Genomic DNA, 26,813 nt, shown 5'->3' with positions numbered 1-26,813 from the left:
GTGGGCTTAACGCGAAAGCATAGGCATGCGTAGGGTTTTTGTTGTACTGCTGCTTTGGACCTGGGTGCTCCCCAGCGCAGCCCAGGTGGTTTGGACCGATCCCGTGGTGGTGCGGCTAGACCGACCCGTTACAATTTACTTCAACGCCAAAGAAGGTACTGGCGGACTGGCCGGCTACACCGGCGACGTTTATGCACACACCGGCGTCATCACCAATGAAAGTCGCACCGACACCGACTGGCGCTACGTGAAAGCCAACTGGGGCCAAAACCGTGCGGACATCCGCATGGAACGCATTGGAGAGGACCTCTACCGCCTCCATATTGAGGACATCCGGGCCTATTATCAAGACTATTCCGCCACGCCTCCAGCAGGTGCTTCGCCGTGGGACAACATCTATGATGAACAGATCCGCAAACTGGCGTTTGTCTTTCGGAATGCAGACGGCTCGCGTGAAGGGAAAGACGTGGGCGGTCGTGATATTTTCGTAGATGTCGCATCACCGGGATTGGCTGTTAAGTTCGCTGCGCCTAATGTGACCCCCTTGCGCCCGCTGATTGCGCCACGCGACACGACTGTTGCCGTCGTTGCTGTAGCCGATCCAGGCACCGGTGCCACCTTAACCGCTCTAAGGCTGTTTGTCAACGGTAGTGAGGTGGCGCAGACGACCAGCGACACGCTGCGCTATGCGCTGACGCTCAGCGCGCCTGGCCGCTTCGATGTGTGGGCTGTGGCCGAAAACGCACTAGGAGAGGCCGACACTGCCAAGTTTTATGCGGTACGCAACCCGTCGATTGTCGATCAACCTCGCCCACCGGGCATTGAAGACGGCATCAACTACGATCCAAACGACCCTACGCGGGTTACGCTTTCGCTCTATGCACCAGGCAAAGCTTTCGTCTATGTGATTGGCGATTTTACCAACTGGGAGGTGGATCCTGCTTACTTCATGCACCGGGATGCGCCGCGTCCCGATAGCGTCCACTGGTGGATCACCATCGATGGTCTAACCCCTGGGCAGGAGTATGCTTTTCAGTATTTTATCGACGGCGAACTGCGCCTGGCTGACCTGTTTGCCCATAAGGTACTCGATCCCTGGAATGATCCGTTCATTCCAAGCAGTACCTATCCAAACCTCAAACCCTATCCCACAGGAAAAACTCAGGGTATCGTAGCGGTGCTCCAGCCCGGCGCACCGAGGTACACATGGCAGGTAACCAACTTTGAGCGACCACCAGCCCACGAACTGGTGATCTATGAGCTGTTGGTACGCGACTTTGTAGCCAAGCATGATTACGCTACGCTTATCGATACGCTCGACTACTTAGAACGCCTGGGCATTAATGCCATCGAGTTGATGCCCGTGGCCGAGTTTGAAGGCAATGTGAGCTGGGGCTACAACCCTGCCTTTCATTTGGCTCCCGACAAGTATTACGGTCCCGCCGACGATCTAAAACGCTTTATTGACGAGTGCCATCGCCGCGGTATTGCGGTAATCCTTGATGTGGTCTACAACCATGCTACAGGCAGTTCCCCCCTGGTGCAGCTCTACGGTCCTACAGCCAGCAATCCGTTCATTAACATCCCAGCCCGCCATCCCTTTAATGTCTTTTATGACTTAAACCACGAGCATCCTTATATCCAATACTGGCTCGATCGGGCCAACCGCTATTGGCTAGAAGAATTTCGCGTAGATGGCTTCCGTTTTGACCTCTCAAAAGGCTTTACGCAAAGGTATACAGGTAACGACGTAAGTGCTTGGAGCGCTTATGATGCTTCCCGCATTCGATTGCTGAAGCGCATGGCCGATGCCATCTGGTCGGTCGATTCTACAGCCTACATCATCTTGGAGCATTTTGCAGATAACCAAGAGGAGAGGGAACTGGCTGCCTACGGACGAGATCGCGGCCGCGCGGGCATGTTGCTCTGGCATAACCTCAACCGGCCGTTTAGCCAGAGCGTAATGGGCTACTTAAATGATCTAACTTTCTCGTCGGACCTGACCGCAATCTACTTTAAAAACCGCGGTTTCCCTTCGCCAAATTTGATTGCCTATATGGAAAGCCACGATGAGCAGTGGCTCATGTATCGCATGCGGGTCTATGGGGCGCAGCAGGGGAGTTACGATATACGGCAGCTTCCGGTGGCGCTCGATCGGCTAAAGCTCGCTGGAGCGTTTTTCTTTACGATACCAGGACCCAAGATGATCTGGCAGTTCGGTGAGCTGGGTTATGGGTATGGCGAGCGTGGCGAGCAATGCTTGGAGGGTGCCGGAGATCGTTGCCCATCCATTGCGCCTGGCCGCGTTGATCCGAAACCCATTCGTTGGGACTACCGAAGCGACCCGCTGCGGCTTAAGCTGTACAAAACCTGGGCCGAGCTGCTCAAGCTTCGGCGCACGTACGCTGTGTTTCGGAGTCCGGATACGCAAGTGCGTCTGCGGTTGCAGCACGGCGTGCCCGGTCGTTGGATTTCGCTGGCGCATCCGGAGCTGAGTGTGGTTGTCGTGGGCAACTTCGGCCTAGAGCCCCTTGCGGTTACGCCTACGTTTCCCCAAACAGGGACGTGGTACGACTATTTCCGCGGCGACTCGTTGGAAATAAGCGACCCGAACACGTCCATTAGCCTGCTGCCTGGAGAGTTCCGGCTCTACACAAATCGCTATGTGGGGCAGGCCGAGCCTGGGCTGATTACCGTAGGGCTAGATCTCTTACAGCAGGAAGGGCGGCCGACGCAGACGCGGCTTGAAGCCCCCTTCCCCAATCCGTTTCGGGTGAGCACCACGCTGACCTATGCCCTTGCAGAGCCAGGGCCGGTACGCCTTATCGTCTATGATCTCCTAGGCCGTCGCGTAGCCACCCTCGTGGATGCGCTACAGCCGGCCGGTTTGCACGAAGTGGCTTGGACGCCTACCGCGTTAGCCTCGGGCGCATACTTGGTCCGGCTCGAGACAGCCGCGCGCATCGAAACCCGTTTTGTCCTGTATGCCCCTTGATCCCAACCTGCTAGAATTATGCGTCAAGCCTCCTTCCTTGTTGCACTGCTGCTTGTCGGATGTGCAATGCAAGCCCCGAAAGAAGCTAACGTACCCGATTGGGCTGCCGATGCCATTTGGTATCAAATTTTCCCCGAACGTTTCTGGAATGGCGACACGACGAACGATCCTACCCGCGCTTCGCTTGAGTACCCGCCGGCCCTGCCAGCTGCGCCAGCCTCATGGCGTCTTTCCCCCTGGACGGGCGACTGGTATGCACGAGACGACTGGGAGCGCGAAATGGGTGAAGACTTCTACGAAAGCTATGCCGTTTTCCATCGGCGCTATGGAGGCGATCTGCAGGGCGTGATCGATCGGTTGGACTATCTCAAAGATCTGGGTGTTACAGCACTTTACTTTAATCCCGTATTTTATGCCCGCTCGCTCCACAAATATGACGGCAATACGTTTCACCACATCGATCCTTACTTTGGGCCCGATCCCGAGGGCGATCTGGCTCTGATGGCCCAAGAAACCGAGGATCCGAGCACCTGGCATTGGACCGCAGCTGACCGTCTTTTTTTGCGCCTGATCCAGGAAGCCCATGCGCGCGGCATGCGCGTAATCATCGATGGCGTCTTTAATCATACGGGGCGCGACTTTTTTGCCTTTGCAGATCTACGGGCACGGCAGCAGGACTCCCCCTATAAAGATTGGTATATTGTTCGCCGTTTCGATGACCCGGCCACACCCGACACGAACGAGTTTGACTACGAAGGTTGGTGGGGTGTCAAGACGCTGCCGGTTTTTGCCGACAACGCAGCAGGTACGGACCTGCATCCAGGACCTAAGCGCTATATTTTCCACGCGACAGCGCGCTGGATGGACCCCAACGGCGATGGCGACCCCTCAGATGGCATCGACGGTTGGCGGCTCGATGTAACAAACGAGGTGCCTGTGGGCTTTTGGGCCGACTGGAATGCCTACGTGCGCCAGCTTAACCCGAACGCCTACACCGTCACCGAGCTTTGGCAGGATGCCCGTGATATTATCGTTCAGGGCGGTTTTTCTGCCACAATGAATTACTTTGCTTTCGCTTTTCCGGTGAAAGCCTTCTTGATCGATTACGGTCTGGATGCGCCGGCTTTTGCGCGTTTGCTGGACGAGCGGCGCAGCCGCTATCCGCTGGCGGTACAATATGCAATGCAAAACCTAATCGATTCGCATGATACCGATCGCTTAGCCTCGATGATCGTCAACCGTGATCCAGCACATATTCGCCGGGAGCAGTTTGGGTACGATCGTCACAACTCTCCGCGACACAACCCGGACTACAAGGTGCAAGCCCCCGATGCCACTGCGCGAGCGATTCAGCGCCTGGTGGCGCTCTTTCAGATGACATACGTTGGTGCACCCATGATCTACTACGGCACAGAGGCTGGTATGTGGGGTGCCGACGACCCCGACGTTCGCAAGCCGATGGTCTGGCCCGAGCTGCAGTACGCCGACGAAGTCTCAGATCCGCTGGGAAGGCCTCGGCAGCCCGATCCCGTGCGGTTCGACAGCACACTGTTTCAGTTTTACCAGCAGGCTATAGCTTTACGAAAACAATCGCCTGCGCTGCGGCGCGGAACGTTTTCAGTTCTTATGGCTGAAGGAGGCCTGCTGGTTTTCCAGCGCACGCTCGACAAAGAAAAGGTGCTGGTGGTGCTGAACCGCGACGAAACAGACCGGCAAGTCACTTTGCCACTGCCAGAAGCAGCTCGCTATCGCGTGCAACTGGCTACAGTGCCCAACGGCTACGCCGTGCATGCGGCTGCCGACACCCTGCACCTGAGGCTGCCGCCGCTGACTGGACTGGTGCTGCAACAGGAGTAAGGTGCATTGTACCCTTCTGCCTGTTGCCGCGGGCTGCACCCGTCGTTTGAGAGCAAACCTAACGCGCGCTTCGGCGTATGCTTCCCGCGCCATCCACAACCTTGGGAGTCGGGATGCCGGAGCAGGGTGCGCTGTTTGCGAACATTCGCCTGTTACCCTTAGGGCGATTTTGGACCATTCCGAACATTTTGAGTCTGCTGCGCCTTGTTTTGGCGTTTCCGCTGGCCTATTTGGTGCTGACGCGCGGCCCGCTATCCTGGGTTTTGGTGCTAGCGCTGCTGGCCATTGTCACCGACTGGTTTGATGGCCGCGTGGCTCGCTGGTCCCATACCGTCTCAGAGTGGGGTAAGGTGCTCGATCCGCTAGCCGACAAGGTGACGGCCGGGTTGGTATCGATGGCGCTGGTGGTACGGGGCGACTTACCGTTTTGGTTTTTTGCGTTTGTGGTATTGCGTGATGCGCTGATTGTGCTGGGCGGCGTACTGCTGGCCCATCGCACGCAGCGGGTCTACATGAGCATTTGGATTGGCAAAGTAGCTGTGACCGTACTGGCCTTGACAATGCTGGCTGCATTGCTTGGGGCTGATCCACCAGTGTTTCGCTTTTTGCTTTGGGTTTCAGTGGTACTGCTGGGCTATTCGTTTTTGCGCTACGTGATTCGGTTTGTGCGCGCTTGGTCTGCGGCACCCCCCGCAGCCGCTTTGGCGTCTACAGAGGTATCGTAGGCTATGGGCTTTTTGGATCGGTTTAAGAAGCAAGACCAGGAACGTCTGGAGTCAGGCCTGGAAAAAACCCGTTCCAGCCTGCTTGGTAAGCTCGATCGCTTGATCCGAGGTAAGGACCGGATCGACGACGAGGTGCTTGATCAGCTTGAAGAACTCCTAATCACCAGTGATGTAGGGGTAAAAACCACCTTGGAGATTATTCGGCGTGTTGAAGCCCGGGTAGCACGCGACCGATACGTTTCGACCAAGGAGCTTTATGCCCTCATTCGGGACGAAATTGCGGGCCTGTTGCTCGACCATGCTTCGGAGCGCCCAGCCGATTTTGAAGCCCCGCTGCCGCATAAGCCGTATGTGATCATGGTTGTGGGAGTTAATGGGGTAGGTAAGACCACAACCATTGGTAAGCTGGCCTACCGCTACCGCGAAGCGGGTAAAAGTGTACTGCTGGGTGCAGCCGATACGTTTCGGGCTGCAGCTATCGAACAACTCGAAATCTGGGCCGAGCGAGCTCAGGTGCCGCTCATTAAACAGCACCCCGGAGCCGACCCTGCAGCAGTGGCCTTCGACACGCTGGCTGCTGCCAAAAGCCGGGGTGTTGATGTGGTGATTATCGATACCGCTGGACGTTTACATACCAAAAGCGGCCTGATGGAAGAGCTGGCAAAGATCCGGCGCGTTATGGCTCGCCAGGTCGAAGGCGCCCCGCATGAAGTCTTGCTGGTCCTGGATGCCTCAACGGGCCAAAACGCCCTTCGGCAAGCGGAAGAGTTTACCAAAAGCGTTGAGGTAACCGGCCTTGTGCTCACCAAGCTGGACGGTACGGCCAAAGGAGGCATTGTGATCGGCATCTCTAATGAGTTCCAAATCCCAGTGAAATACATTGGCGTAGGCGAAAAAATCAGCGATTTGCAGGTGTTTGACCGGCGACAGTTTGTCGAAGCGCTGTTTGGTCGCGTATTGGTCTAGAAAGAGATTCTGCAATCTCCTCTTTGTGCGGTTCAGCTGCTTTTTTGAACGGTTGATAGGGTATGCCTAACCGTTGACCCATCTTACTACGTGACATGAGGCATTCGTAACGATAATTGAGCAATAAAGCGGAATGCAACGCGTTTTATTGCCGTCAAGCGTGCAGTAGATGGGTTAACGATGAAACGCTGGGCTGTCTTTTTGGGGCTCTGGTGGGGACTCTCGGCGGGAATGCTGCAAGCGCAGCCCGAAGCCCCCTTTGCGATCGAAGCCATTCATACAGTAGCACCAGCACCGCCCGGGCAGCGCTGGGTTGATCTTTACGTGCAAGTCCCTTATGCCACATTGCAGTTTCTACGCATCGAAGGTGGATTTAGTGCTACATATGCACTGCTGGCCGAAGTGTATCGGCTAGAAGCTGGCGACCAGCGGCGTTTTGTTGCTCGCGAGAGCTGGCAGCGTAGTGTAACAACGGCTGACTTTGCAGCAACGCAAAGCCCTGAAGCCGCTGACCTTTCAACCCGCTCGTTTATCCTTCCGCCTGGACGCTACCAAGTGGTGGTGCAACTGGAGGATCGGGCAACGCAACGCCTAATTACCCGAACACTGGATGTGCAGGTGCGGAGCCTAGAGTCTCCAGTAGCGCTGAGTGATCCGTTACTCCTGAAAACCTACACTCCTGACCGACAGCAGTTGGTGCCTTATGTGGGTGCAGTGAGTGCAATAGCCGCGCGCACGCTGCCCATATTTTATGAGCTTGCCGCTCGGCAGCGGCAAGCGGGACGCGTCGTCTATGAGCTGCTGCGTCTTGAACAAAGCCGGGGCTGGCCTATCGTGGGACCGCTTTTAGGCCTGGGCCGTGCAGAAAACTATGTGCTGCTAGAGCAGCAGGTAGAAGTCCTTACGTTGCCTGCAGGCCGCACGGCGCGCCTTTATCCGCTTGAGCTTAAGGAACCCTTAGACCCTGGGGCCTACCTGCTGCGTCTTCGCGTCGTGGCCGAAAAGGGTGAGCTATTGGCTGCCGTGGAAAAACCGTTTACCGTGTTCTGGAACCCATTGATGGCCTACGTGCAGGATCTAGACGCGGCAATCGACCAGCTCCGCTACATTGCTAAAGCCAAAGAGCTGACTTACATCCGCTCTGGCAAAACGCCCGAGCAACGCTGGCAGCGTTTTCTGGAATTCTGGAAAAAACGTGATCCCACGCCTGGGACGCCACGCAACGAGCAAATGGAAGAGTACTACACACGCATTGCATTGGCAAATCGTAAGTTTAGCGGGCAGCGACCAGGCTGGCAAACCGATCGAGGGCATATTGTCGTGCTCTTTGGAGAACCCGACTTCATCGAGCGTCGATCGGGAACACAACCCTATGAAATTTGGCACTATCGTCGCTTGGGACGCCGCTTCATCTTCATCGACCAAACCGGTCAGGGCGACTACAAGCTGCTGGAGCCTGTCTGGGACGAACGCTCACGGATCCGCTAAAATTCTGGAATCCTTCTTGCGCAGGCATCGTTCGAGCTACAGTCGAAAAGCGGGGTCTTTCTACTGCCTACCGTGAGCACACTAGGATTTAATACCGGTTACGTTGAAGAGCTGTATCGCCAGTATCTGGAAAATCCGGAAAGCGTAAGCGAAAGCTGGCGGGAATTTTTTGCCGATTACAAACCGGGTGAGTCGTTTGTAGCAGCTCCCGAAATGCGCCCGGGTGCTGAACCAGCGCGCCTCGCATCAGGTGAACGCCCAGGTGGCGACGGCGCTGCACCAGAGCCTGTTGCAGCCGCATTGCCACCTGAAGAGGTCGAAGCCCACCCGCTTCGTGGGCCCGCAGCCCGGATTGTCGAAAATATGGAGGCAAGCCTGGGTATTCCCACGGCGACCTCGGTGCGCACAGTGTCGGTCCGGCTGCTAGCCGAAAACCGGGCGCTTATCAATGACTATCAACGCCATGTGGGTGGGGAAAAGGTGTCGTTTACCCACCTGATCGCATGGGCAGTGGTGCAGGCGCTCAAAGCATTTCCAGTGATGAATGCTACGTTTCGGCGGGATGATGGCACGCCCATGCATGTGCAGCCAAAAACAATTAACCTAGGCATTGCCATCGACTTAGAGCGTCGGGGTAAGCGCACGCTGCTGGTTCCCAACATTAAGCATGCGGAGCGGATGAATTTTGCCCAGTTTCTGGGCGCTTATAACGATATCGTCGCTCGGGCACGAGATGGCCGCTTAGACGTGACGGATTTTCAGGGCACGACCGCAACAATCACAAACCCCGGCATGATCGGTACGGTTATGAGCGTACCCCGCTTAATGCCTGGCCAGGGGGTGATTGTGGGCGTAGGTGCTATCGGCTATCCCGCCGAGTACACGGCTTTACCCGCCGATATGATCAGCCGCCTAGGCCTTTCGCAGGTGATGACGATCACCTCTACCTACGACCATCGCGTCATTCAAGGGGCCGAGAGCGGCGCCTTCCTTGCCTATATCGATGAGCTGCTGCAAGGGCAGCACGCGTTCTATGAACGCGTATTTGCTGATCTGGGCATTCCCTACCAGCCCTATCGTCTAGCTCAAGACACAACGCCCCTTTTGGGCGGGTTGGAGAACGGCCAAGAATTGACCATGATTCAGAAGCAGGCGGCCGTGCTCCAGCTCATCCGCGCTTACCGCGTGCGCGGCCACCTTCAGGCCGACGTTAACCCACTGGGCTACGAATGGAAGTACCATCCTGAACTTGACCCTGCAACCTACGGGCTGACCATCTGGGACCTCGACCGCACGTTTGTCACCGGTGGCTTGGGAGGGAAAGACATCGCCCCCCTGCGAGAAATTCTCGACATTCTGCGCCAGACCTACACGCGCAAGGTCGGTATTGAGTTTATGCACATCTCGGACCCTACCGAGCGCCGCTGGTTGCAGGAACGCATTGAGCCCGTACGTGCGGCTGATCCCATTTCACCCGAGATGCGGCGACGCATCCTCCAAAAGCTCAACGCGGCCGAGGCCTTTGAGCGCTTCTTGCATACCAAATACATCGGGCATAAGCGCTTTTCGCTCGAAGGAGCCGAGTCGCTGATCCCCATTTTGGATGCGATGCTGTCGGATGCGGCCGATCAGGAAGTTGAAGAAGTGGTTATCGGTATGGCCCATCGCGGCCGTTTGAACGTGCTGGCCAATATCTTAGGCAAGCCCTACGAGGTCATCTTCTCTGAGTTTGAAGGCAGCATCGACCCGAACACCATCCAGGGTTCAGGCGATGTGAAGTACCACCTAGGGGCCAAAGGGGTGCACCGCGCCCCCAGTGGTGCTGTGGTCAAAATTACGCTCGCTTCGAACCCCAGCCACCTCGAAGCGGTCGATCCGGTGGTAGAAGGCATGGTGCGGGCCAAGCAAGACCAGCTTCGCCGCCGGCGTGCCGATGCCCCAGGAGGCGATTACTACGACGCGGTGATCCCGATTCTTATCCATGGGGATGCGGCTTTCGCAGGCCAAGGCGTAGTGGCCGAAACGCTCAACCTAAGCCAGCTGCGCGGCTACAAAACCGGCGGTACAATCCACATTGTGATCAATAACCAGATCGGCTTTACTACCACCCCTGCCGATGCCCGCAGCTCAACCTATGCAACGGACATTGCCCGCATGATTCAGGCGCCGATCTTTCATGTTAATGGCGACGATCCAGAAGCCTGCGTACGTGTAGCCCGTTTGGCGCTTGATTACCGGCAGGTTTTCAACAAAGACGTGGTCATCGATCTCATCTGCTATCGCGTGCACGGCCACAACGAAGCCGACGAGCCTACCTACACGCAGCCGCTGCTGTATAAGAAAATCGCCCAAAAACGCTCGGTCCGTAAGCTTTACACCGAAATGCTACTCCGGCGGGGTGACATGAAGCCCGAGGAAGCCGAGCAGATGCTCGACGACTATCAGGCCCGGCTGCAAGAGGCTTTTGAGCGTACGCAACACCTCAAAGAAAAAGACCCCGGCGCCGTGTTGCAACGGTTGCACGAGCAGGCCGAAGAAGAGCCTCCCCTGCCTGAGGTAGAAACGGCTGCCCGTCAAGAAGACCTAGAAGCGGTGGTGCAGGCCTTGGTCCAGCTTCCTGAAAACTTCCACATTCACCCCAAGCTGGAACGGCAGTTTAAGCGACGGGATGTGCTTTTTTACAAAGAAAAGAAAATCGACTGGGCTTTTGCCGAAGCCTTGGCTTTTGGCACGCTGCTCTTGGAAGGTACGCCGGTACGTCTGAGTGGCCAAGATTCGCGGCGAGGTACCTTTAGTCAGCGTCACGCCGTCCTGTACGATCAGGAAACTGGCGAGGAGTACATCCCGCTCAACCATATCCGTGAAGGCCAGGCCGAATTGCTCATCTACGACAGTCTGCTGTCAGAATATGCTGTCTGTGGCTTTGAATACGGCTACTCGGTCGCTTCACCAGAAACCCTAGTGCTCTGGGAGGCCCAGTTCGGCGATTTTGCCAATGGAGCCCAGATTATTTTTGACCAGTTTGTTGCAGCAGCCGAAGAAAAATGGGGTCAGCACTCGGGGTTGGTTTGCCTATTGCCCCATGGATACGAAGGGCAGGGACCAGAACACTCTTCCGCCCGCCTGGAGCGCTTCCTGCAGCTATGTGCTGAGCAGAATATCATCGTGGGCAACCTCACTACACCCGCCAACTACTTCCACGTGCTGCGGCGACAGGCGCGGATGCCGGTTAAAAAGCCGCTCATCCTGATGACCCCCAAGAGCCTGTTGCGGCATCCGCTGGCTGTATCAACACCGGAAGAGCTTTGGAACGGCCGCTTCCATGAAATCTATCCGGCCGAAACCGATCCTGCAGCAACCCGCCGACTTATCCTTTGCACCGGAAAGGTTTACTATGACCTGCTCGAGGCCCTGATGGCGGACGAGATGCGTCGCCATCAGATCGGGCTGCTTCGCATAGAACAACTGTATCCTTTCCCGAAAGCCGCCCTGCAGGCCGAATTAGCCCGCTATCGGGACGTGAAAGAGGTGGTCTGGGTGCAAGAGGAACCGGCAAATATGGGGGCTTGGACCTACATGCAGCCACGCCTAAATGCCCTTTTAGAAACGCTCCATGGCGACTGCAGCCGGCGTGTGCGATATATTGGCCGACCCGAAAGTGCCAGTCCTGCTACCGGCAGTGCTAAAGTACATCAGCTGGAGCAGGAGCGGATCGTGCGTATGGCCCTAAGCTTGGAATAACCCAACCCCCAGAAATAAAAAAGCGACCTACTCCTCCGCAGGTCGCTCCAGCAACGGCTGTAGGTTTGCTTAGGACTGCTGCGAATGCCGACGCGCATTGCGCAGCGCCTTTTGCTCCTCCATCCGGCGTTCCTCTGAAGGCTTAATGTAGTACATATGCTGCCGGTATTCGCGCAGCAACCGGCTGCGGTTGACAGCGCGCTTGAAACGCCGCAGCACGCGATCAATGGGTTCGTTATCGCGAACTTTTATCCCAACACCTGCTCGGGCCAAGGCAATTCCTCCTATTTTGGTTTAGGGTTACAGGTTGTAACAAAGCAGAAGCTGCAACAATCAAAGCGTTAGGAGGTTTCGCCTTCCCCGACGTGAAACCTTGATCAATTCGTAATACTTGCTTATGGCTGTAGCGTTGGTTTTGGCTACGCGCAATCCGGGCAAACTTGCGGAACTTAAAGCACTTTTAGAAGCCTTTCCGGTAGTTCTGCATGCTGCAAGCGATTTCCCAGGAGCCCCTGAAGTTATGGAAGATGCGGCTACGCTCGAAGGCAATGCAGTGCGCAAAGCCCGTGCACTGCAGGAATATACGGGTTTACCTGCTTTGGCTGATGACACAGGACTAGAAGTGGAAGCGCTTGGCGGACAGCCCGGGGTGCACTCGGCGCGCTTTGCCGGTCCTCAAGCAACGGATGCCGAAAACCGAGCACACTTGCTTCGCTTGCTCGAAGGCGTGACCAACCGGCGCGCACGCTTCCGCACAGTCTTGGCTTTTGCGCCAGATGCACAAACACTGCACCTTTTTGAAGGTGTCTGCTCGGGCTATATTTTAGAGGCTGAACGCGGTCAGGGCGGTTTTGGCTACGATCCCCTTTTTGTCCCTGAGGGCTACACGCAGACCTTTGCTGAACTTTCCTTAGAAGAAAAAAACCAAATCAGCCACCGAGGACAAGCCCTGCGTGCATTTGCCCGCTTTCTGGAGCAATGGCTAAACAAGGTTTAGTATGGTTGCCTTAGTACAACGCGTTGCTGAAGCCTCTGTGGAGGTCAATGGACAAATTACCGGAGCCATTGGCCGCGGCTTGCTCATTTTGCTAGGGGTGCACCGTGACGATACGGAGGCTGAGGCCGATTGGCTGGCCCGAAAATGCGCCCATCTTCGAATTTTCCCCGATGAAGAGGGTAAAATGAACCGTTCGCTTAAAGATGTGGGCGGCCAAGCCTTGGTGGTTTCTCAGTTTACACTCTACGGCGACGTCTCGCGCGGCCATCGGCCTTCGTTTACCGAATCGGCCGCGCCGGAAAAGGCCGAATGTCTGTATCAGTACTTTGTCCAACGTCTGGCCCAGGAGCTGGGCCAAACCGTGCCTACCGGTGTTTTTGGAGCTATGATGCGCGTGCACCTGGTGAATGATGGCCCAGTTACGCTCTGGGTGGAACGTAAAGCGATATCTTGCCATGAGGATTAAGCGAGGACCTTGGTTTTGGACTTTTTGCTTGGGGGTCATGGGTGCTTACGGGCAAGCTGATTACGTGCTCGTCGGAGGGCGCCTCTATACGGTCGATCCAGCCCAACCGATTGCCGAAGCCATGGCAGTGCAAGGCGAGCGCATCCTCATGGTAGGGACTAGCGAGCAGGTGCTGGCTGCTTATCCAAACGCGCAACGTATAGATTTGGATGGGTATGTGGTGGTGCCTGGCTTTATAGATGCGCATGCCCATTTGATGGGATTAGGACTAAACCGGATGCAAGCAGACCTGACCGGTACGCGTTCGGTCCAAGAGGTACTTGAACGCCTTAAAGCGTTTGCAACGTCGCTGCCGGAAGGGGCTTGGCTGCTAGGGCGCGGTTGGGACCAAAACGACTGGCCCGTAAAGGCATTCCCTACACGCTACATGCTAGACGCTGCGTTTCCGGATCGGCCTGTATGGCTGGTGCGTATCGATGGCCATGCTGCATGGGCAAATACTGCTGCGCTTCAACAGGCTGCGCCAGAGTTGCTAGCAACGTTTGTGGCCGATCCCCCTGGAGGTCGTATCGTGCGCGATGCCCAAGGCATACCGACAGGCGTGTTCATTGATGCCGCTATGGAACTCGTGGCCCGCCATATCCCTAGACCTACAGAAGCGGTGCTGGAAGAAGCCTTGCAGCGGGCAGTCACTGAAGTGCATCGCTACGGCCTTACGGGTGTGCATGATGCCGGTGCCGACTGGGACACCATTCAACGGTATTGGCGCGCTATCGACCGCGACGCACTCCGCCTGCGGCTGTACGTCATGGTGGATGGCCTAGGCGAAGCCTTCGAGCATATTTGTACTCAGGGGCCAATCTTAGGCTATAAAGGTTATCTGACGGTGCGCTCAGTCAAATTTTACATCGATGGGGCCCTTGGAAGCCGAGGGGCAGCCCTTTTGGCTGAGTATAGCGATGACCCTGAGAATCAGGGTCTATTACGGTACGCACCGGAAGTTTTTGCTGAAATGGTACAGCAGGCCATGCGTTGCGGCCTGCAAGTCAACACCCATGCCATTGGCGATCGGGGTGTACGCGTGGTGCTTGATGCGTACGAGCAGGCGCTGCAAACCTTAGGACGCACCGCTGGCCGGCATCGCGTCGAACATGCACAGGTGATCGCTCCGCCAGATTTTGCCCGATTTGCAGCATTAGGCGTGATTGCTTCCATGCAACCTACACATGCGATCAGCGACATGTATTGGGCCGAAGATCGGCTAGGACCAGAGCGGGTGCGCGGGGCGTACGCCTGGCGTACGTTGCTGCGGCATGGCGCACGCCTGGCTTTCGGCTCTGACTTTCCGGTTGAATCGCCTAACCCCTTACTGGGATTTTATGCAGCTGTGACCCGGCAAGACGCGCAGGGTTGGCCCCCGGGCGGTTGGTATCCCGAGGAACGCCTAACGCGCGAAGAGGCGCTTCGCGCCTTTACACTCGGGGCCGCTTATGCTGCTTTCCAAGAGGATGAGCTGGGTTCACTCACGCCAGGCAAATATGCTGATTTTGTGGTCCTCTCGCAGGACATCATGACGATACCCCCTGAAGAGATTCTGCAAACGCAGGTACTGGCTACCTTCGTCGGTGGCCAGTGTGTGTTTCATCACGAAGCAGCCGCTGGGCTGTGCCCCAAGCTCCCATGAACCTCTTGACAGCCTTGTCCGTTTACTGGGCCAGTATGCGGACGATACTTCTAAGTAGCTCAACAGACGCTGTTACCATCCTATGACGCAGGAACTCCAAGCCCGGGAATACATGCTTACGCACCTGAATCCAGAGGGAGGGGTGCATATGGTAGACGTGTCAGCCAAGTCGGACACCGTGCGTACTGCTGTGGCCAGTGGGCGCGTTGTCCTACCGGCTGACGTATTGCAGGCCATCTTGGCTCATGAAGTACGCAAAGGGGATGTGCTGACTGTAGCGCAAATTGCTGGCATCCTCGGAGCTAAGCGAACCAGTCAGCTCATCCCGCTGTGCCACCATGTCAACCTAACGGGGATTGACCTGGAACTTAAACCCAACGAAGAGACCCATAGCATTGAGATCCGGGCTTTTACCAAGGCGACCGGCCCCACAGGCGTGGAAATGGAGGCGCTAACTGCTGTTGCGGTGGCGGCGCTCACCATTTATGACATGTGCAAATCCCTTTCTAAAGAGATTGTCATCACGGATATCCAACTCTTGGCCAAAACGGGAGGTGCAAGCGGCGACTACCGTAAAGCCCTGCCCCGATAGCCCTAGAGCGTAACTTCTTTAGGGTTGCAAACGTACAGGCGTGTGGTTAGCTTGTAACCCTAGGGGTTTTATCGTTGACCACAGTTATGGAATTGCTCTTTTCATCCGGCCTGATTTTGCTGGCGCTGATTGTCGCCGGCCTATTTTTGTTTTTTTACTTCGTGCCGGTTGGGCTCTGGGTCACGGCTTACTTTTCGGGGGTGCGCCTAAACCTGGTGCGCGACCTGGTGGGCATGCGGCTACGTAAGGTGCCCCCGGCGATTATTGTCAAGCCGCTTATTACAGCCCATAAGGCAGGGATTTATCTGGAAACAGCGCAACTTGAAGCCCACTATCTAGCAGGGGGAAACATTCAAAAAGTGGTCAATGCGCTCATTTCAGCAGATAAGGCCAATATTGATCTAAGCTTTGAGCGGGCTGCAGCCATCGACTTGGCTGGTCGTGATGTGTATGAGGCTGTGCAAGTTTCAGTTAACCCCAAAGTCATTGAAACACCTCCGGTTTCGGCCGTGGCTAAGGATGGCATTCAGGTACGGGCAATTGCGCGCGTTACGGTACGGGCCAACATCGACCGGTTGGTAGGTGGCGCTGGTGAGGAAACCATTATCGCCCGCGTTGGCGAAGGCATTGTCTCGACCATCGGCTCGGCCAACACCCATAAAGAAGTGCTTGAAAATCCGGATCGTATCTCCAAGACGGTTCTGGAAAAAGGCTTGGATGCTGGGACAGCCTTTGAGATTCTGTCGATTGATATTGCGGACGTGGATGTAGGTGAAAACATTGGGGCTAAGTTGCAGATTGACCAAGCCGAAGCCGATTTGCGCGTAGCCCAGGCAAAGGCCGAAGAGCGGCGGGCAGCGGCTGTAGCACGTGAGCAGGAAATGCGGGCACTGGTGCAAGAGATGCGCGCCAAAGTGGTGGAGGCAGAAGCTGAAATCCCTCGAGCCATTGCCGAAGCGTTGCGCCAAGGCAATCTCGGCGTGCTTGATTATTACAACCTGCGTAACATCCAGGCCGACACTGAGATGCGCCGGGCCATTGGGGGTGCCGGTCAGCAGGAAGCGGAAGGGGGCTAAAACTTCACCAGCGCGTTAGCACACCCAGCACTGCTCCCCGACGCGTAAATAGATCATCATTGCTGTAGCTTAACCCTATCGTACCCCCTACCGTTTGCGTCAGGAAGTGCTGGATGCGGCAGGTAACAAAGTAGGTGCGCAGTTGCTTAAGCACAGGGCCTGTATCGACAATTTCTACGCCACGGCCATAGCCGGCTTGCACTTCTACAAAGGAGGTCGGGGAGGTACCGTAACGACGCGCTAAAATGCGTTGGGTCCAGTTGAAATGGCCGACCACGACCGTTACTAAGGCCTGGGTTCGCAGGTACCAGTTGCCTAAGTAACGTCCCGTTGCCAGTCCCCACGTGGTGACCTCCTGATTGGAGAAATGACGATAGCGGAGTGCTACGGCTACTTCCCAAGCCCCAATGCCCTGGTAAAGTTCAAGGTACGGCTCATAAGTGGGCGAAAAATTCGGAGACGGAGCGTATTGCAAGCGCAGGTTACCGTAAGCCTGCGGCCAGAGTGCTGCCCATCCCTCGAGGGCAAAGGCCAGATCTCGGCGCCGGAAGCGTTGTACCGAAGCAAGCTCGGCTAGAAGCGTGGTTTTCGCGAAATGACGTTGGAGTATGGCACTGCTGATTTGCCAAGGAGCGCGCCTGCCGCTAAGCGCCTCGTAAGCGTAGCTTACCTGCGCACCCCATCGGGATGGGGGCTGCTGCGCAATGCCTGTAATTGGCAGGCTAAAAAACAAGCTCAAACAAAAAGCCAGCTTTTGCATAGTTTAGCCCTTTTGAAATCCTTTGCGTTCCATTGTGCCCCAGCCTGTTTGGCCGCGCAGGTATGAAATCGTACCGCGAATGCGATAAAACGTGATGAGCTGACGGTAGCCAAAGCTTTCCAGCAGCGACAACAGTAAAAGCAGGAATAAATCCCGTAGCTGAGGGTAACGGCGAAAAGAGAGTTCTTCTAAACCAACGGCAGCAACCGAAAGCACAGCGCTCATAAGCACGGCAATCCACAAAAAAAGCAGCGCAGCAGCTGGGGAGATATGCCCCGTAATCCCTAGGATAAAAAACACGATGTAGCCTAAAAACTCGATCACAGGGCCAAGCATTTCAAAAAAGAAAAAGTAGGGATAGGCGACCAAGCCAATTCGGCCATAGCGCGGATTAAGCATCAGGCGTCGATGACGTCGCAGCGTGTCGATTAGGCCGCGCTGCCAGCGATCGCGCTGGCGGCCCAGTAGCGCTGTAGTTTCAGGAACTTCGGTCCAAGCAACGGGATCAGGCACAAAGTGGATGGCATAGGGCAAACGCCGCTCGCGGCAATAGCGATGCAAACGCACCGTTAGCTCAAAATCTTCACCCACACTGTCGTGGGCTAACCCGCCAACAGCAACCACCAGATCGCGCCGAAACATCCCAAAAGCTCCGGAGATGAGCAGCATGATCTGAAGTGCATCCCAGCCGACCCTACCCGCAAGAAACGAGCGCAGGTACTCTACCACCTGAAACCGCGCTAGCCATCGTTTCGGGAGACGTACGTCGGCTACCAGCCCATCCTGCACGCGACAGCCGTTGACCACCCGAATGATACCGCCCGAAGCTACCGTATGTACATCTTCCAAAAAGGGACGCACGATCCGCATGAGCGCTTCGGGCTCGAGGATACCGTCGGCGTCTACAATGCATAGCAGTGGGGTACGGCAAAAGTTAATCCCAGCATTGATGGCATCAGCACGTTTGCCGTTTTCTTTGTCGATAACCCACAAGTTCAAGTGCGTCTGGCTCTGATAAACACCGCGTACCGGAGCGGTAGGCAAATGGGCCAAAGGGAAGCGAGGGGCTGGCTGTAGACGATAAGTCGTTTGCAGGACCTCCAGCGTAGCGTCGGTCGAGCCATCATTGACGATGAGGATTTCGTAGTCGGGATACCGTAGTGTGAGTAGGGAGCGGGAAGCCTCGACAATGGTGGCTGCTTCGTTGTACGCCGGTACAATAATCGTTACCGGCGGAGCACCTGCTGTAGCAATCAGGTCATCGATATCCACTGAACTTAGCCGCCGAGCATAGCGATGTAAGCTGCGAAAAGCCAGTAGGCTGGTGATTAGATAGTAAGTGTTCAGGGCTAAAAAGTAGAGCAGTACCACCAATTGAAAAACCGCCAACAGCGGCAAGAACGTCTGCATCATGGCTCTTCCTGGGGCGACTCGTGCAGCACCTGTTCAATGAGCAGTCGGCGTGAAGGGTATTGCTCGGCTAGCTGCGCTAGCAAGCTAAAGGCGTTTTGTCGCTTAAGGGCGCGGGCTGCAGCCAGCGCTACCCAAGGCGAGTCGTCGTGCATGGCTTCAACAAGCAAGGGTAAGCTGCTAGAGTCTCCAATAGTGCCCAAGGTCTGTACTGCCTCTAAGCGAAGGGCTTCTTTAGGATGCCGCAAGTAGGGAAGCAAAATGGTGGCGTGAGCCGGACTACCGCCATGGGCAAGCAGCCGCAACAGCGCAATCGTTAATTCTTCGGGCAGATCCTTTTCCTGAAGCAGCCGAGCAGCAATAAACGCTCCATGAGGGTCGTTAAGCAGGCTGAGCGTTTCGGCTAAAACTGCCCTTACCCAAGACGGGCGCTGCACATTGCTTAGCGCTTGGCGTAGCATAGGCAGGGCCTCAAAACCCAAGCGGCTCAGCAGGGAGGCCAGCAGTGCCGGCGAGCTCTGACTAAAGCGGTGCAGGCGGTCAACAAGGTGCGGAGTAAGGTGTGCGTTTTCGGCTCGTGCAAGCCGGCGGAAAGCTACAAGCGCAACCAGTGGAGCCGGGTCATCCAATGCCTGAAGCAGCACTTCAGACAGATTTTCATCGCTGAGCACACCTAGAATTTGCAAGTAGTAGGCACGTTTTTCCGGACTGCCCCGGTCGATGGCCCGTCGCAGTTGAGGTAGGTATGGCCTTGCCAATCGGCGAAATTGCGCTAGCTCGGTGCCTTTTACCCTGCGGGCAAATCGATACAAAAACGCACAGAACGCCAGTGCTTCGTTGGGCGCTACAATAGCCCATAAGGTTTCTGGAGGTTGTGCTCCGACCAGTACGGCCATGAGCTGCGCCTTCCAGCGCGCTTCCTGGTGTTGCAGGTGCGCTTGTTGCCACTCGTTCCGCCAGCGAAGCAGAACAGCGGCGATGACCATGAGACCGGTCAGCCCAACAAGTACGTAAAAAAAGATCAAGGCGGCCTGGAAAAGCCGATCCCCAAACGTCAACTCTAATAGCTCTTGTGCAATGGCTCCAATCATGCACGCTGTTTATGCCGCCTGTGCTATGCGAATCTCTTGACGGTGAAGCAGTCGGCGAACTCTGGCGCTAAGCTCTACCGGCGAGAAAGGTTTAAGCACATAGTCATCTGCTCCAAGTTCAAAGCCGCGCACAACATGATGCTCTTGGCTAAGGCTGGTCAGCAAAACAATAGGAACCGTCTTATAGGCCGGCTGAGACCGCAAAAACGAAAGGAGCTCAAACCCATCCATGCCAGGCAGCTTGACGTCAAGAATCACCAGCTGGGCTGCATTGGTTTGCGCCCATGCAGCGGCCTCTCGACCATTGGCGAAGACAACAACTTCGTAGCCATCACGTTGCAGCCGGATCTGAATCAGGGCAGCAATATCAGGATCGTCTTCAACAAGCAGGATGCGCGGTTTACTTGCCGAAGGCTCCTGATAGGTGCGAATGGTGCCAGATGTTTTTTGAACCATAAGACATTTTTGGGCTTGTTCTATGAGCAAAACCAGTTGTACTTGTGGCGAGGTAACGGGTACAATGCAGGCCGAAAATGAAAGAACGAGCGATGCGTTTGGGGAGATTTCAAAAGGTTCCAGTTGTAATACGCGAAGCGCTTGCGTTAGCAGTTCCTTGGCTTGTGTAGCCGAAGTATCTGGAAGCAGCAGGCAAAACATATCGGACTCCCAGCGGCCAAGGAAGTCCCCAGGCCGCAGTAGCCGACCAAGTCGCCAAGCCGCCTGCCGAAGGATTTCATCGGCTGCAGCGGTACCGTAGCGTTGGTTGATTTCCGAAAAGTGATCTAAATCAATTAAAGCCAGGCAAAAGGGGGCACCGGTGCTGGCATGTAAGCTGCAAAAACGCGCAAAAGCCTCCTCCAGCATAACACGTCCGGGCAGACCTGTAAGCGGATCGCCACCTTGTTGGAGGAGTGTGCGTTGGAGCAGATTGGCTACGGTTGAGGTTAGCATTGCCGGGTCGAAGGGTTTTTCCAAAAAACCATCAGCGCCCAGCGCATAGCACTCTGCCTTGATGGTCGACGAAGCGCGGCTGGAAAGCAGGAGCACTGGAACGGTGTTGAGGTTGGGCTGTTGACGAATCCAAAGCAGCAGGGAGCGCCCGTCCAAGTCTGGAAGCAGCAGTTCCGTAATAACCAAATGGAACGGTTGCCGGCAGAGCAGCGCTTGTGCTTCTTTAGCCGTTGCAACTAGGGTTAAGCTGCGGTAGGGCGTTTCCAACATGGTCGAAAGCAGAGCCGCACTGTCGACGTCGGGTTCTACCACCAGTATGTGGACGCGCAGTGCGGGGAGCTGTGCAGCTACAGTTTCTAAGGCCTTGCGGGCAGTTTGCAGCACTTCTTGAATGTCTTCTGGCTGCAATGCCTCAGCATGTCTGATGAGATACTGGATCTCTTGGTGCATCGCCGCCACTTCTGGGATGTGCACGTAGGCCGAAAGCAGCTGGGAGGCGCGCACGAGCAGTCGTAAAGCAGTCACTTTAGCCTGGGGAGAAGAGGTGGCTAACTCTAACAGGGCCACTTCCAGACTATCCAATAACAAGACAACTTCTTCCTGTAATGAGGGTATAGGCATAAACTACGTAGTGGGGCAGGCAGGGGGGTAACTCTGAACGCACAACTTCAAAGGACGTACCAAAGCCACAACTTCGTTTTTATGGCCTTAGAAAATTCTACAACGTTGCAGGTTGCCCGCCTGACGGCTTTTGCTACACTTGGAACGCTAAGTGCAACGCAGGCGCTTATTGGGCGCGTTTGGGAAGCGCTGGAAGGCGTCGATCCAGAACGGCTTGCTGAAGAAACATTGTGTTTGGTGGCTACTGCTACAGCACGTGCTCTAGAAGTCGGCCTTCAGGCAGCAAGCGCGCTGCGACAGGCTGTGGTAGCGGCTCTGCTAGAGCTGCCGTTGACCTATCGGGATTACCTGCTAGGGGAAGTACTTTTGGAGGGTGAAGATCATCGAGACCTTGAGGCTGCAGGTCAGGAAGTCTACAGCCGCCTTGAGCGCATGCTAACGTTTTATCAAGCGCACCTACCAGCCGGCCAGTTTCCAGGAGAGCGTCTGCTCGCGGAAAAAATGGCCTTGTGGATGGGACGAATTAGCCCTCCTGGGCTGCCTGAGCTGCCGCAAGCACGCATGGAGCGCCTTGATGTGGTGCCTTTGCTGCACGCGCATCTACGGCTGGTGCTAATGTTTGGGCGTCACGTTGCGGCTGAAGCTTCTGTGGGATAAGGCGTCCTCTGCGACAGTGCCCGCCAGTCGGCCAGCAGCCGGAGGGCTTTGCCTTCGGCCAAGACCGCGCGCGCCTGCCCTAGCCCGTCGGCTAGGCGATCGACGCGGCCACTTAAATAGAGCAACACCCCGGCAGTAAGCAGAGCCGTATCCCGGCAGGGCGAAGGGCGATCCTGCAGAATCGATTGGGTCACTTCAGCGTGCAGCTGGGGATCAGGGGGCACTACGGTGTCGTCCGATGTAGCAAACCCTAGCCGAGGGGCTTCAATCACAAGGGGTTTGCCTTCCGCATCGGCAGGGTAGAGGCGGGTTGTGCGTCCTGCACGGCACTCAATAGAGCCTTCGATGCCCTGAATCAGCCAGCTTCCTGGAAAAAGCCGACCAATGGCCGGACGCATGCGCAGCAGGTAATTGCGGTGAAAAAATCCGACTACGCAGCGAGTGGCATTGGCAGGATTGAGCAGCTTTTCGACCGTGTTGAGTGCTGTACGTAGCCCAAACTGCTGGCGGATAGGGGTCAGGGCATGCCAAGCTGGGGCAAAGCGCGGCGCGTGTAGGTAGCCAATACCTAGGGTTTCAAGCTGGGTAGCAACCGTCGACAGAGGCTGATCGGCTGGGATGCCTAAAGCACTAAGCACATGGGCTGGCGTAATGCCACGTTTGGTAGGAACGTCAGGTGCGCCATGCAGCACCACGGGCTGACCCGCAGCGGCCGTAATCAGCGCGATCGCAACGGCCAGTTGAGGCGTGCGTGCCTTGCCATCGTAAGGGGTGCCCAAATCCAGCAAGTCGGGAAGCTTGGGATAAAGCTGATGGCAGACAGCCCGAGCTGCTTCGACAAAGCCTATGATTTCTTCAGCGGTCTCGCCTTTAACCCGTTGTGTGATGAGAAAGGCACCTATTTGGGCAGGTGTGGCCTTGCCTGCCAAGATGAGCTCTAGGGCTTGCCGCGCTTCCTCGCGTGTTAGGTCGCGCTTAAGTTTTTCACCGCGGCCTACGGCCTGTATGTAAGGAATAAAGGCTTCCATTAGCCCACGGCTAGATTTTCAACCCAAACGCCTTGTCCATTGATTTCCAACGTGAGTTGGACTTGGTCCGTGCGCAGCATCAGGCGGTAAGTGCCCGGATTGTGGGGAAGGAAGGTCAGCTCGCGCAACGTGTGCCCTTGCAGCGCGCGGAGCGCCTCGTTGACCTGCTGGAGGGCAGCCCGAAGCTGACTACCACGGCGGGTTTGGAGAAACAGCTCCCGTAAGGCTTTTTCTTCGTGCGCGCCGTGTTGCTGGCGAATGCGCCCTGTCTGCAAGGCAATCTCCAGAAAACGCTCCAGGGCTTCTTCGAGAGCTTGGTCTTCGACCTGGCCTGTAGCGACGGCATCAAGGAGCCGCTGGTAACGCTGGCGGGTGCTTGCGTCGTGGAGTGAGGCAACGAAGGCCGCCAGCTCCACATGCAGCGGCTCCTGAGCGGCTTCAGGGATAGTTAAGGGCATAGCGTTTTAGTGTGCGTGACCGTTTGTGCTGTGTCCGTGGCCGACGATGGCTTCCATTTCGTGCTCGAAGCCCCCAGTTTCGATGGGGCAGTGGATGCCACATTCCTTAGGCGCGTTGGTTTCCCACCACCAACGGCCGGCACGTTCGTCTTCACCTGGCTGAATGGGGCGTGTGCATGGTGCGCAGCCAATGCTCGTGTAGCCCTCGGCGTAGAGCGGATGCGTGGGCACGTCAAATTCCTCGATGTAGGCCCAGACGTCTTCTTTTGTCCAGTCCGCTAAGGGATTAATCTTGATGACGCCGTCATGATCATGGTCGATTTCGACCTTTCGGATAGCTGCCCGTGAGGCCCACTGGTCACGGCGCAGGCCGGTGAACCAGGCGTCTAGGTGGTTGAGTGCTCGGATAAGCGGCCGCACCTTGCGAATGTGGCAGCACAGCAAGCGCAGAGGGACACTTTTATAGAACGGGTTGACGCCGTGTCGCCGCACCAGTTCTTCAACCTCGTGGTAGTCTGGAAAAAGGATTTCAAACCGGGCCTTGGGATAGCGCGTGCGCACCTGCTCATAGAAGTCATAAGTAGCCTGAGGCAGGCGTCCGGTGTCGACCGTCATCACCCGAATGTTAGGCTTGATACGGTAGGCCATGTCCAGAATCACCATACCATCGGCCTGAAGGGCCGTGACGATGGCGATGCGGTTTTCGTCAAAAGTCTCTAGGGCCCAGGCAATTACGTCTTCGGGCTCCTGGTCATCCAATTGCAATGCAATTTCTCCAATCTCCAGGTCGTCAAACAGCGGTTGGCGTGCCATAGTCGTCTTGCGGTTGGTTGCGCTATTAGCCCCCGGACATTGCGATGAGAATGAGCAACTCGTCCCCTGGCTTTAGCGGTGTGTCTAGTCCCTGAAGGCTTTGGATGTCTTCTTCGTTGAGGTATAGGTTGAACGCTTCGTTGAGCTGGCCTTCGGGCGTAAGTACTGCGGCTTTGAGTTTGGGATAGCGCCGGCCAGCTTGTTCTAGTGCAACACGCACGGTAGGCGCTTTAACCTCCACCACGTCGCTACCTTCGGTCAGCTCCAGCAGTGGCCCTGGGATGCGAATGAGACTCACCTCTTGCACTGCTTCTGGTTCGGGAACAACTTCACCTAGGGCTATCGCCTGAAGCTCCTCGTTGGCGTGTGCTTCGCAGAAAGCCTGAAACGTATAGTGGTTGCCCAAGCGCTGGCGCTCTTGGAGCCAAGAGCCTACCAGACGTACGATTGCTGCGCTGATCTCCTCGGACGGAATGCGGCGAAGGATGGGGCGACCAATGGCAGCATGTACCCCCAGCCCGCCACGTAACGTGACATCGTAGGCTTCGATCTTTGTGCCGTTAGGACCGGCTGTGCGCGTGCCTTGCAAGCCGATGTCGCCCACCCAGTGGTGTGCGCAGGCATGCGGGCAGCCATCCATATAAATCGTTAGGTCTTGAATCGCATCGCCGTAGTGGGCCTCAAGCGCAGCAATGATTTCGTCCAGTTTTTCTTTGGTTTCAGCCACAGAGTAATTGCAGAACTGGTGGCTGGTGCACGCCGTCGAGGTGCCATAGAGGCGATGCCGCTCAATGGGAAAGCCAATCTCCCGAAGCCGATCTAAAACCCATGTGAGCCGGCTTTCAGGCAGGTTCCCCAAAATGAAGTTTTGTTCGCGCGTAAAGCGAATGTCACCCCCTACGGCTTCCAGCACATCGGCAATCTGGCGCAGCTGCGTGCCTGTGACGCGTCCTGAAGGCACAGGAAAGCCAGCATACCACAGGCCCTCCTGTTTTTGACGATGAACGCCCAGGTGATTTCCTCCCGGAAGCGGATCGGGCGCGCGAAAATCTTCGAGCTTACGCCCCAGCCGCTCCTCGACCAATCGGCGCACGCCCTCTGGGCCGTAATCGTCCACCAAAAACTTGATGCGAGCCTTGGCCCGGCTGATGCGGTAGCGCAAGTCTTGTTGCCATACGTCGGTAATGGCCGCCAGGACTTCGACAGCCTCTTCGACAGGGACAAACACGCCTAGGTCACGTGCTAGGCGCGGCGTGGCTGAGAGTCCACCGCCAACCTTAACGGCAAAACCAACGCGCCCCTCTTTGTGCACCCCGATTAGCGCGATGTCGTGAATCTCTGGTGCATTGCACTGATAGGGGCAGCTACTTATCGTGAATTTGTGCTTACGCGGTAGGTTTGAGTACTCCGGATTCCCCCAGAAGAAACGGGCTGCTGCTTCGATGACTGGGCGGACATCGAACAGCTCGGCAGGGTTAATCCCGTTGACAGGGCAACTGGTGATGTTGCGCACCGTGTCGCCTTCAGCCCCAACAGTGGTTAGGCCTGCACGGGCAATGGCCTCCAGCACTTCGGGCAGCTTGTCCATGGCTACCCAGTGAAGCTGGATGCCCTGGCGCGTAGTCAGCTCGCCGTAGTCGCGGCCGTAGCGGCCAGCAATTTCACCAATAGCCCGCAGCTGGTCCGGGCGCAGCAGTCCACCTGGCACCTTAAGGCGTACCATAAAGGTGCCGATTTTGGGCTTGTCGTGCGCGATGCCATACCAGTAAAGGCGGACGATATCTTCTTCGGGGATTGCTTCGTAGCCGCGCGCAATCAGCTCAGGCAATTCCTCTACTACGTGCAAGGGTGGCCGCTCTTGCTTAAGGCGCTCAATGCTGTTGCGCTTGAGCACCAGCTCCCAGGAGAGCTCCTGTTCGCGACGGCCATAACGAACACGCGTTTCAACAGACATAGCAGTTCTATAGGACGTTTCGTGGGGAATGGTAACCGTCAACCCCTAAGGGTAGGACAAGGGAAACGAGCGCCATAAAGCAAAATGCCCCGGGAAACGCCTTTGCGATTTAGCTCACAGCTCTAGGGAGCGTTCCCGGCTAAGCCGCCTACTTAAGGAGAGGCATGCGCTCAGCCCATACAGCAACATCGCACGCCAACAGACAACATCCATGCCGGCTGAAAGCACCCGGCAGCGAAAGGCCCAATTTGCAGTTGCGTTGTGGCGTGGCGGCTCATAGCTGAGCAACGTTCTTCGTTGTGGCAACCCCAAGATAACCGTTGCTGCACTTAAAATCAATCACTATACAACGGTTATCTATCCAACTTGTATCAAGGTTGTCTTAACGCAACGGTTGGCTTAAAGTTTTGATTAGAGATGAAGATTTGAGAAAATGTGGGCTAGTGGTCATTTGGGTTCGTTTGGGAAGCTCTGGTCGCCAAG

The 26,813-nt window shown here is 56.2% G+C and carries 21 protein-coding genes; 12 read left to right on the top strand and 9 right to left on the bottom strand.

Going from position 1 to position 26,813, the window contains the following annotated elements; translation table 11 throughout:
* The first annotated feature begins 25 nt into the window (after positions 1-25).
* The 6 genes from J8E65_RS00460 to J8E65_RS00435 all read left to right on the top strand — a co-directional run bounded on the left by J8E65_RS00460 (position 26) and on the right by J8E65_RS00435 (position 11,772).
* On the top strand, positions 26-2,995 hold the full coding sequence (locus J8E65_RS00460) for an alpha-amylase family glycosyl hydrolase (RefSeq protein ID WP_210373390.1): 2,970 nt from the start codon (positions 26-28) through the stop codon (positions 2,993-2,995).
* An 18-nt stretch (positions 2,996-3,013) separates the two neighbouring features.
* Positions 3,014-4,852, top strand: coding sequence for a glycoside hydrolase family 13 protein (locus tag J8E65_RS00455; protein WP_210373388.1), 1,839 nt, complete (start codon positions 3,014-3,016; stop codon positions 4,850-4,852).
* Between the two features lie 113 nt (positions 4,853-4,965).
* A complete protein-coding gene (locus tag J8E65_RS00450; RefSeq protein ID WP_210373387.1) occupies positions 4,966-5,577 on the top strand; it encodes a CDP-alcohol phosphatidyltransferase family protein in 612 nt (203 codons plus the stop codon).
* Between the two features lie 3 nt (positions 5,578-5,580).
* Positions 5,581-6,543, top strand: a complete 963-nt coding sequence (gene ftsY / locus J8E65_RS00445) for a signal recognition particle-docking protein FtsY (protein WP_210373385.1) — start codon at positions 5,581-5,583, stop codon at positions 6,541-6,543.
* Between the two features lie 180 nt (positions 6,544-6,723).
* Positions 6,724-8,031, top strand: coding sequence for a GWxTD domain-containing protein (locus J8E65_RS00440; RefSeq protein WP_210373384.1), 1,308 nt, complete (start codon positions 6,724-6,726; stop codon positions 8,029-8,031).
* A 72-nt stretch (positions 8,032-8,103) separates the two neighbouring features.
* On the top strand, positions 8,104-11,772 hold the full coding sequence (locus J8E65_RS00435) for a multifunctional oxoglutarate decarboxylase/oxoglutarate dehydrogenase thiamine pyrophosphate-binding subunit/dihydrolipoyllysine-residue succinyltransferase subunit (RefSeq protein WP_210373381.1): 3,669 nt from the start codon (positions 8,104-8,106) through the stop codon (positions 11,770-11,772).
* A 69-nt stretch (positions 11,773-11,841) separates the two neighbouring features.
* On the opposite strand, the gene rpsU is transcribed toward J8E65_RS00435, so the two are convergent.
* Positions 11,842-12,045: a 30S ribosomal protein S21 gene (gene rpsU / locus J8E65_RS00430; protein WP_210373379.1), complete on the bottom strand. Its 204-nt coding sequence runs from the start codon at positions 12,043-12,045 to the stop codon at positions 11,842-11,844.
* A gap of 124 nt (positions 12,046-12,169) precedes the next feature.
* On the opposite strand from rpsU, the gene rdgB reads away from it, so the two are divergent.
* From rdgB to floA, 5 genes are all read left to right on the top strand, one after another.
* On the top strand, positions 12,170-12,769 hold the full coding sequence (gene rdgB / locus J8E65_RS00425; RefSeq protein WP_210373378.1) for an RdgB/HAM1 family non-canonical purine NTP pyrophosphatase: 600 nt from the start codon (positions 12,170-12,172) through the stop codon (positions 12,767-12,769).
* Between the two features lies 1 nt (position 12,770).
* Positions 12,771-13,235: a D-aminoacyl-tRNA deacylase gene (gene dtd / locus J8E65_RS00420; RefSeq protein WP_210373377.1), complete on the top strand. Its 465-nt coding sequence runs from the start codon at positions 12,771-12,773 to the stop codon at positions 13,233-13,235.
* Positions 13,225-14,919, top strand: a complete 1,695-nt coding sequence (locus J8E65_RS00415; protein WP_237181487.1) for an amidohydrolase — start codon at positions 13,225-13,227, stop codon at positions 14,917-14,919. The genes dtd and J8E65_RS00415 overlap by 11 nt, the downstream gene beginning before the upstream one ends.
* Positions 14,920-15,001: 82 nt before the next feature.
* Positions 15,002-15,511: a cyclic pyranopterin monophosphate synthase MoaC gene (gene moaC, locus J8E65_RS00410; protein ID WP_210373376.1), complete on the top strand. Its 510-nt coding sequence runs from the start codon at positions 15,002-15,004 to the stop codon at positions 15,509-15,511.
* A gap of 86 nt (positions 15,512-15,597) precedes the next feature.
* Entirely contained in the window at positions 15,598-16,587 is a 990-nt protein-coding gene (floA, locus tag J8E65_RS00405; RefSeq protein ID WP_210373375.1) for a flotillin-like protein FloA, read from the top strand.
* A 4-nt stretch (positions 16,588-16,591) separates the two neighbouring features.
* Here floA and J8E65_RS00400 read toward each other — a convergent pair whose 3' ends face one another.
* The 4 genes from J8E65_RS00400 to J8E65_RS00385 are packed head-to-tail and all read right to left on the bottom strand — an operon-like array spanning position 16,592 to position 21,420.
* A complete protein-coding gene (locus J8E65_RS00400) occupies positions 16,592-17,347 on the bottom strand; it encodes a YaiO family outer membrane beta-barrel protein (protein ID WP_210373374.1) in 756 nt (251 codons plus the stop codon).
* Positions 17,348-17,350: 3 nt separating this feature from the next.
* A complete protein-coding gene (locus J8E65_RS00395) occupies positions 17,351-18,760 on the bottom strand; it encodes a glycosyltransferase (protein WP_210373373.1) in 1,410 nt (469 codons plus the stop codon).
* Positions 18,757-19,848: a HEAT repeat domain-containing protein gene (locus tag J8E65_RS00390; RefSeq protein ID WP_210373372.1), complete on the bottom strand. Its 1,092-nt coding sequence runs from the start codon at positions 19,846-19,848 to the stop codon at positions 18,757-18,759. Before J8E65_RS00390 ends, J8E65_RS00395 begins: the two co-directional genes overlap by 4 nt.
* A 9-nt stretch (positions 19,849-19,857) precedes the next feature.
* Positions 19,858-21,420 (bottom strand): response regulator, encoded by a 1,563-nt coding sequence (locus tag J8E65_RS00385; protein WP_210373371.1) that lies wholly within the window; start codon positions 21,418-21,420, stop codon positions 19,858-19,860.
* Between the two features lie 81 nt (positions 21,421-21,501).
* Between J8E65_RS00385 and J8E65_RS00380 the strand changes: the two genes are divergently transcribed.
* The gene (locus tag J8E65_RS00380; RefSeq protein WP_210373370.1) at positions 21,502-22,077 is read left to right on the top strand and encodes a hypothetical protein; all 576 of its coding nucleotides are present in this window, start codon (positions 21,502-21,504) and stop codon (positions 22,075-22,077) included.
* On the opposite strand, the gene J8E65_RS00375 is transcribed toward J8E65_RS00380, so the two are convergent.
* Genes J8E65_RS00375 through J8E65_RS00360 form a run of 4 tightly spaced genes read right to left on the bottom strand, consistent with a single transcriptional unit; the run spans position 22,047 to position 26,330 of the window.
* Positions 22,047-23,105 (bottom strand): anthranilate phosphoribosyltransferase, encoded by a 1,059-nt coding sequence (locus tag J8E65_RS00375; protein ID WP_210373369.1) that lies wholly within the window; start codon positions 23,103-23,105, stop codon positions 22,047-22,049. The two genes, J8E65_RS00380 and J8E65_RS00375, sit on opposite strands and share 31 nt — an antisense overlap.
* The gene (locus J8E65_RS00370; protein ID WP_210373368.1) at positions 23,105-23,563 is read right to left on the bottom strand and encodes a hypothetical protein; all 459 of its coding nucleotides are present in this window, start codon (positions 23,561-23,563) and stop codon (positions 23,105-23,107) included. The genes J8E65_RS00375 and J8E65_RS00370 overlap by 1 nt, the downstream gene beginning before the upstream one ends.
* A 6-nt stretch (positions 23,564-23,569) precedes the next feature.
* A complete protein-coding gene (locus tag J8E65_RS00365; protein ID WP_210373367.1) occupies positions 23,570-24,376 on the bottom strand; it encodes a phosphoadenylyl-sulfate reductase in 807 nt (268 codons plus the stop codon).
* Positions 24,377-24,401: 25 nt separating this feature from the next.
* Positions 24,402-26,330 (bottom strand): MoaD/ThiS family protein, encoded by a 1,929-nt coding sequence (locus J8E65_RS00360; RefSeq protein ID WP_210373366.1) that lies wholly within the window; start codon positions 26,328-26,330, stop codon positions 24,402-24,404.
* Between the last annotated feature and the right edge of the window lie 483 nt (positions 26,331-26,813).

Source organism: Rhodothermus bifroesti (assembly GCF_017908595.1).
In the GTDB taxonomy this organism is placed as follows: Bacteria; Bacteroidota; Rhodothermia; order Rhodothermales; family Rhodothermaceae; genus Rhodothermus; species Rhodothermus bifroesti.
This window is presented reverse-complemented; position numbering and strand designations above follow the sequence as displayed.

Bases quoted from the DNA above. Each gene is read 5' to 3' on its own strand.
- J8E65_RS00460 (WP_210373390.1), top strand. From the start codon at position 26: ATGCGTAGGGTTTTTGTTGTACTGCTGCTTTGGACCTGGGTGCTCCCC.
- J8E65_RS00455 (WP_210373388.1), top strand. From the start codon at position 3,014: ATGCGTCAAGCCTCCTTCCTTGTTGCACTGCTGCTTGTCGGATGTGCA.
- J8E65_RS00450 (WP_210373387.1), top strand. From the start codon at position 4,966: ATGCCGGAGCAGGGTGCGCTGTTTGCGAACATTCGCCTGTTACCCTTA.
- ftsY (WP_210373385.1), top strand. From the start codon at position 5,581: ATGGGCTTTTTGGATCGGTTTAAGAAGCAAGACCAGGAACGTCTGGAG.
- J8E65_RS00440 (WP_210373384.1), top strand. From the start codon at position 6,724: ATGAAACGCTGGGCTGTCTTTTTGGGGCTCTGGTGGGGACTCTCGGCG.
- rdgB (WP_210373378.1), top strand. From the start codon at position 12,170: ATGGCTGTAGCGTTGGTTTTGGCTACGCGCAATCCGGGCAAACTTGCG.
- dtd (WP_210373377.1), top strand. From the start codon at position 12,771: ATGGTTGCCTTAGTACAACGCGTTGCTGAAGCCTCTGTGGAGGTCAAT.
- J8E65_RS00415 (WP_237181487.1), top strand. From the start codon at position 13,225: ATGAGGATTAAGCGAGGACCTTGGTTTTGGACTTTTTGCTTGGGGGTC.
- moaC (WP_210373376.1), top strand. From the start codon at position 15,002: ATGACGCAGGAACTCCAAGCCCGGGAATACATGCTTACGCACCTGAAT.
- floA (WP_210373375.1), top strand. From the start codon at position 15,598: ATGGAATTGCTCTTTTCATCCGGCCTGATTTTGCTGGCGCTGATTGTC.
- J8E65_RS00400 (WP_210373374.1), bottom strand. From the start codon at position 17,347: ATGCAAAAGCTGGCTTTTTGTTTGAGCTTGTTTTTTAGCCTGCCAATT.
- J8E65_RS00395 (WP_210373373.1), bottom strand. From the start codon at position 18,760: ATGATGCAGACGTTCTTGCCGCTGTTGGCGGTTTTTCAATTGGTGGTA.
- J8E65_RS00390 (WP_210373372.1), bottom strand. From the start codon at position 19,848: ATGATTGGAGCCATTGCACAAGAGCTATTAGAGTTGACGTTTGGGGAT.
- J8E65_RS00385 (WP_210373371.1), bottom strand. From the start codon at position 21,420: ATGCCTATACCCTCATTACAGGAAGAAGTTGTCTTGTTATTGGATAGT.
- J8E65_RS00380 (WP_210373370.1), top strand. From the start codon at position 21,502: ATGGCCTTAGAAAATTCTACAACGTTGCAGGTTGCCCGCCTGACGGCT.
- J8E65_RS00375 (WP_210373369.1), bottom strand. From the start codon at position 23,105: ATGGAAGCCTTTATTCCTTACATACAGGCCGTAGGCCGCGGTGAAAAA.
- J8E65_RS00370 (WP_210373368.1), bottom strand. From the start codon at position 23,563: ATGCCCTTAACTATCCCTGAAGCCGCTCAGGAGCCGCTGCATGTGGAG.
- J8E65_RS00365 (WP_210373367.1), bottom strand. From the start codon at position 24,376: ATGGCACGCCAACCGCTGTTTGACGACCTGGAGATTGGAGAAATTGCA.
- J8E65_RS00360 (WP_210373366.1), bottom strand. From the start codon at position 26,330: ATGTCTGTTGAAACGCGTGTTCGTTATGGCCGTCGCGAACAGGAGCTC.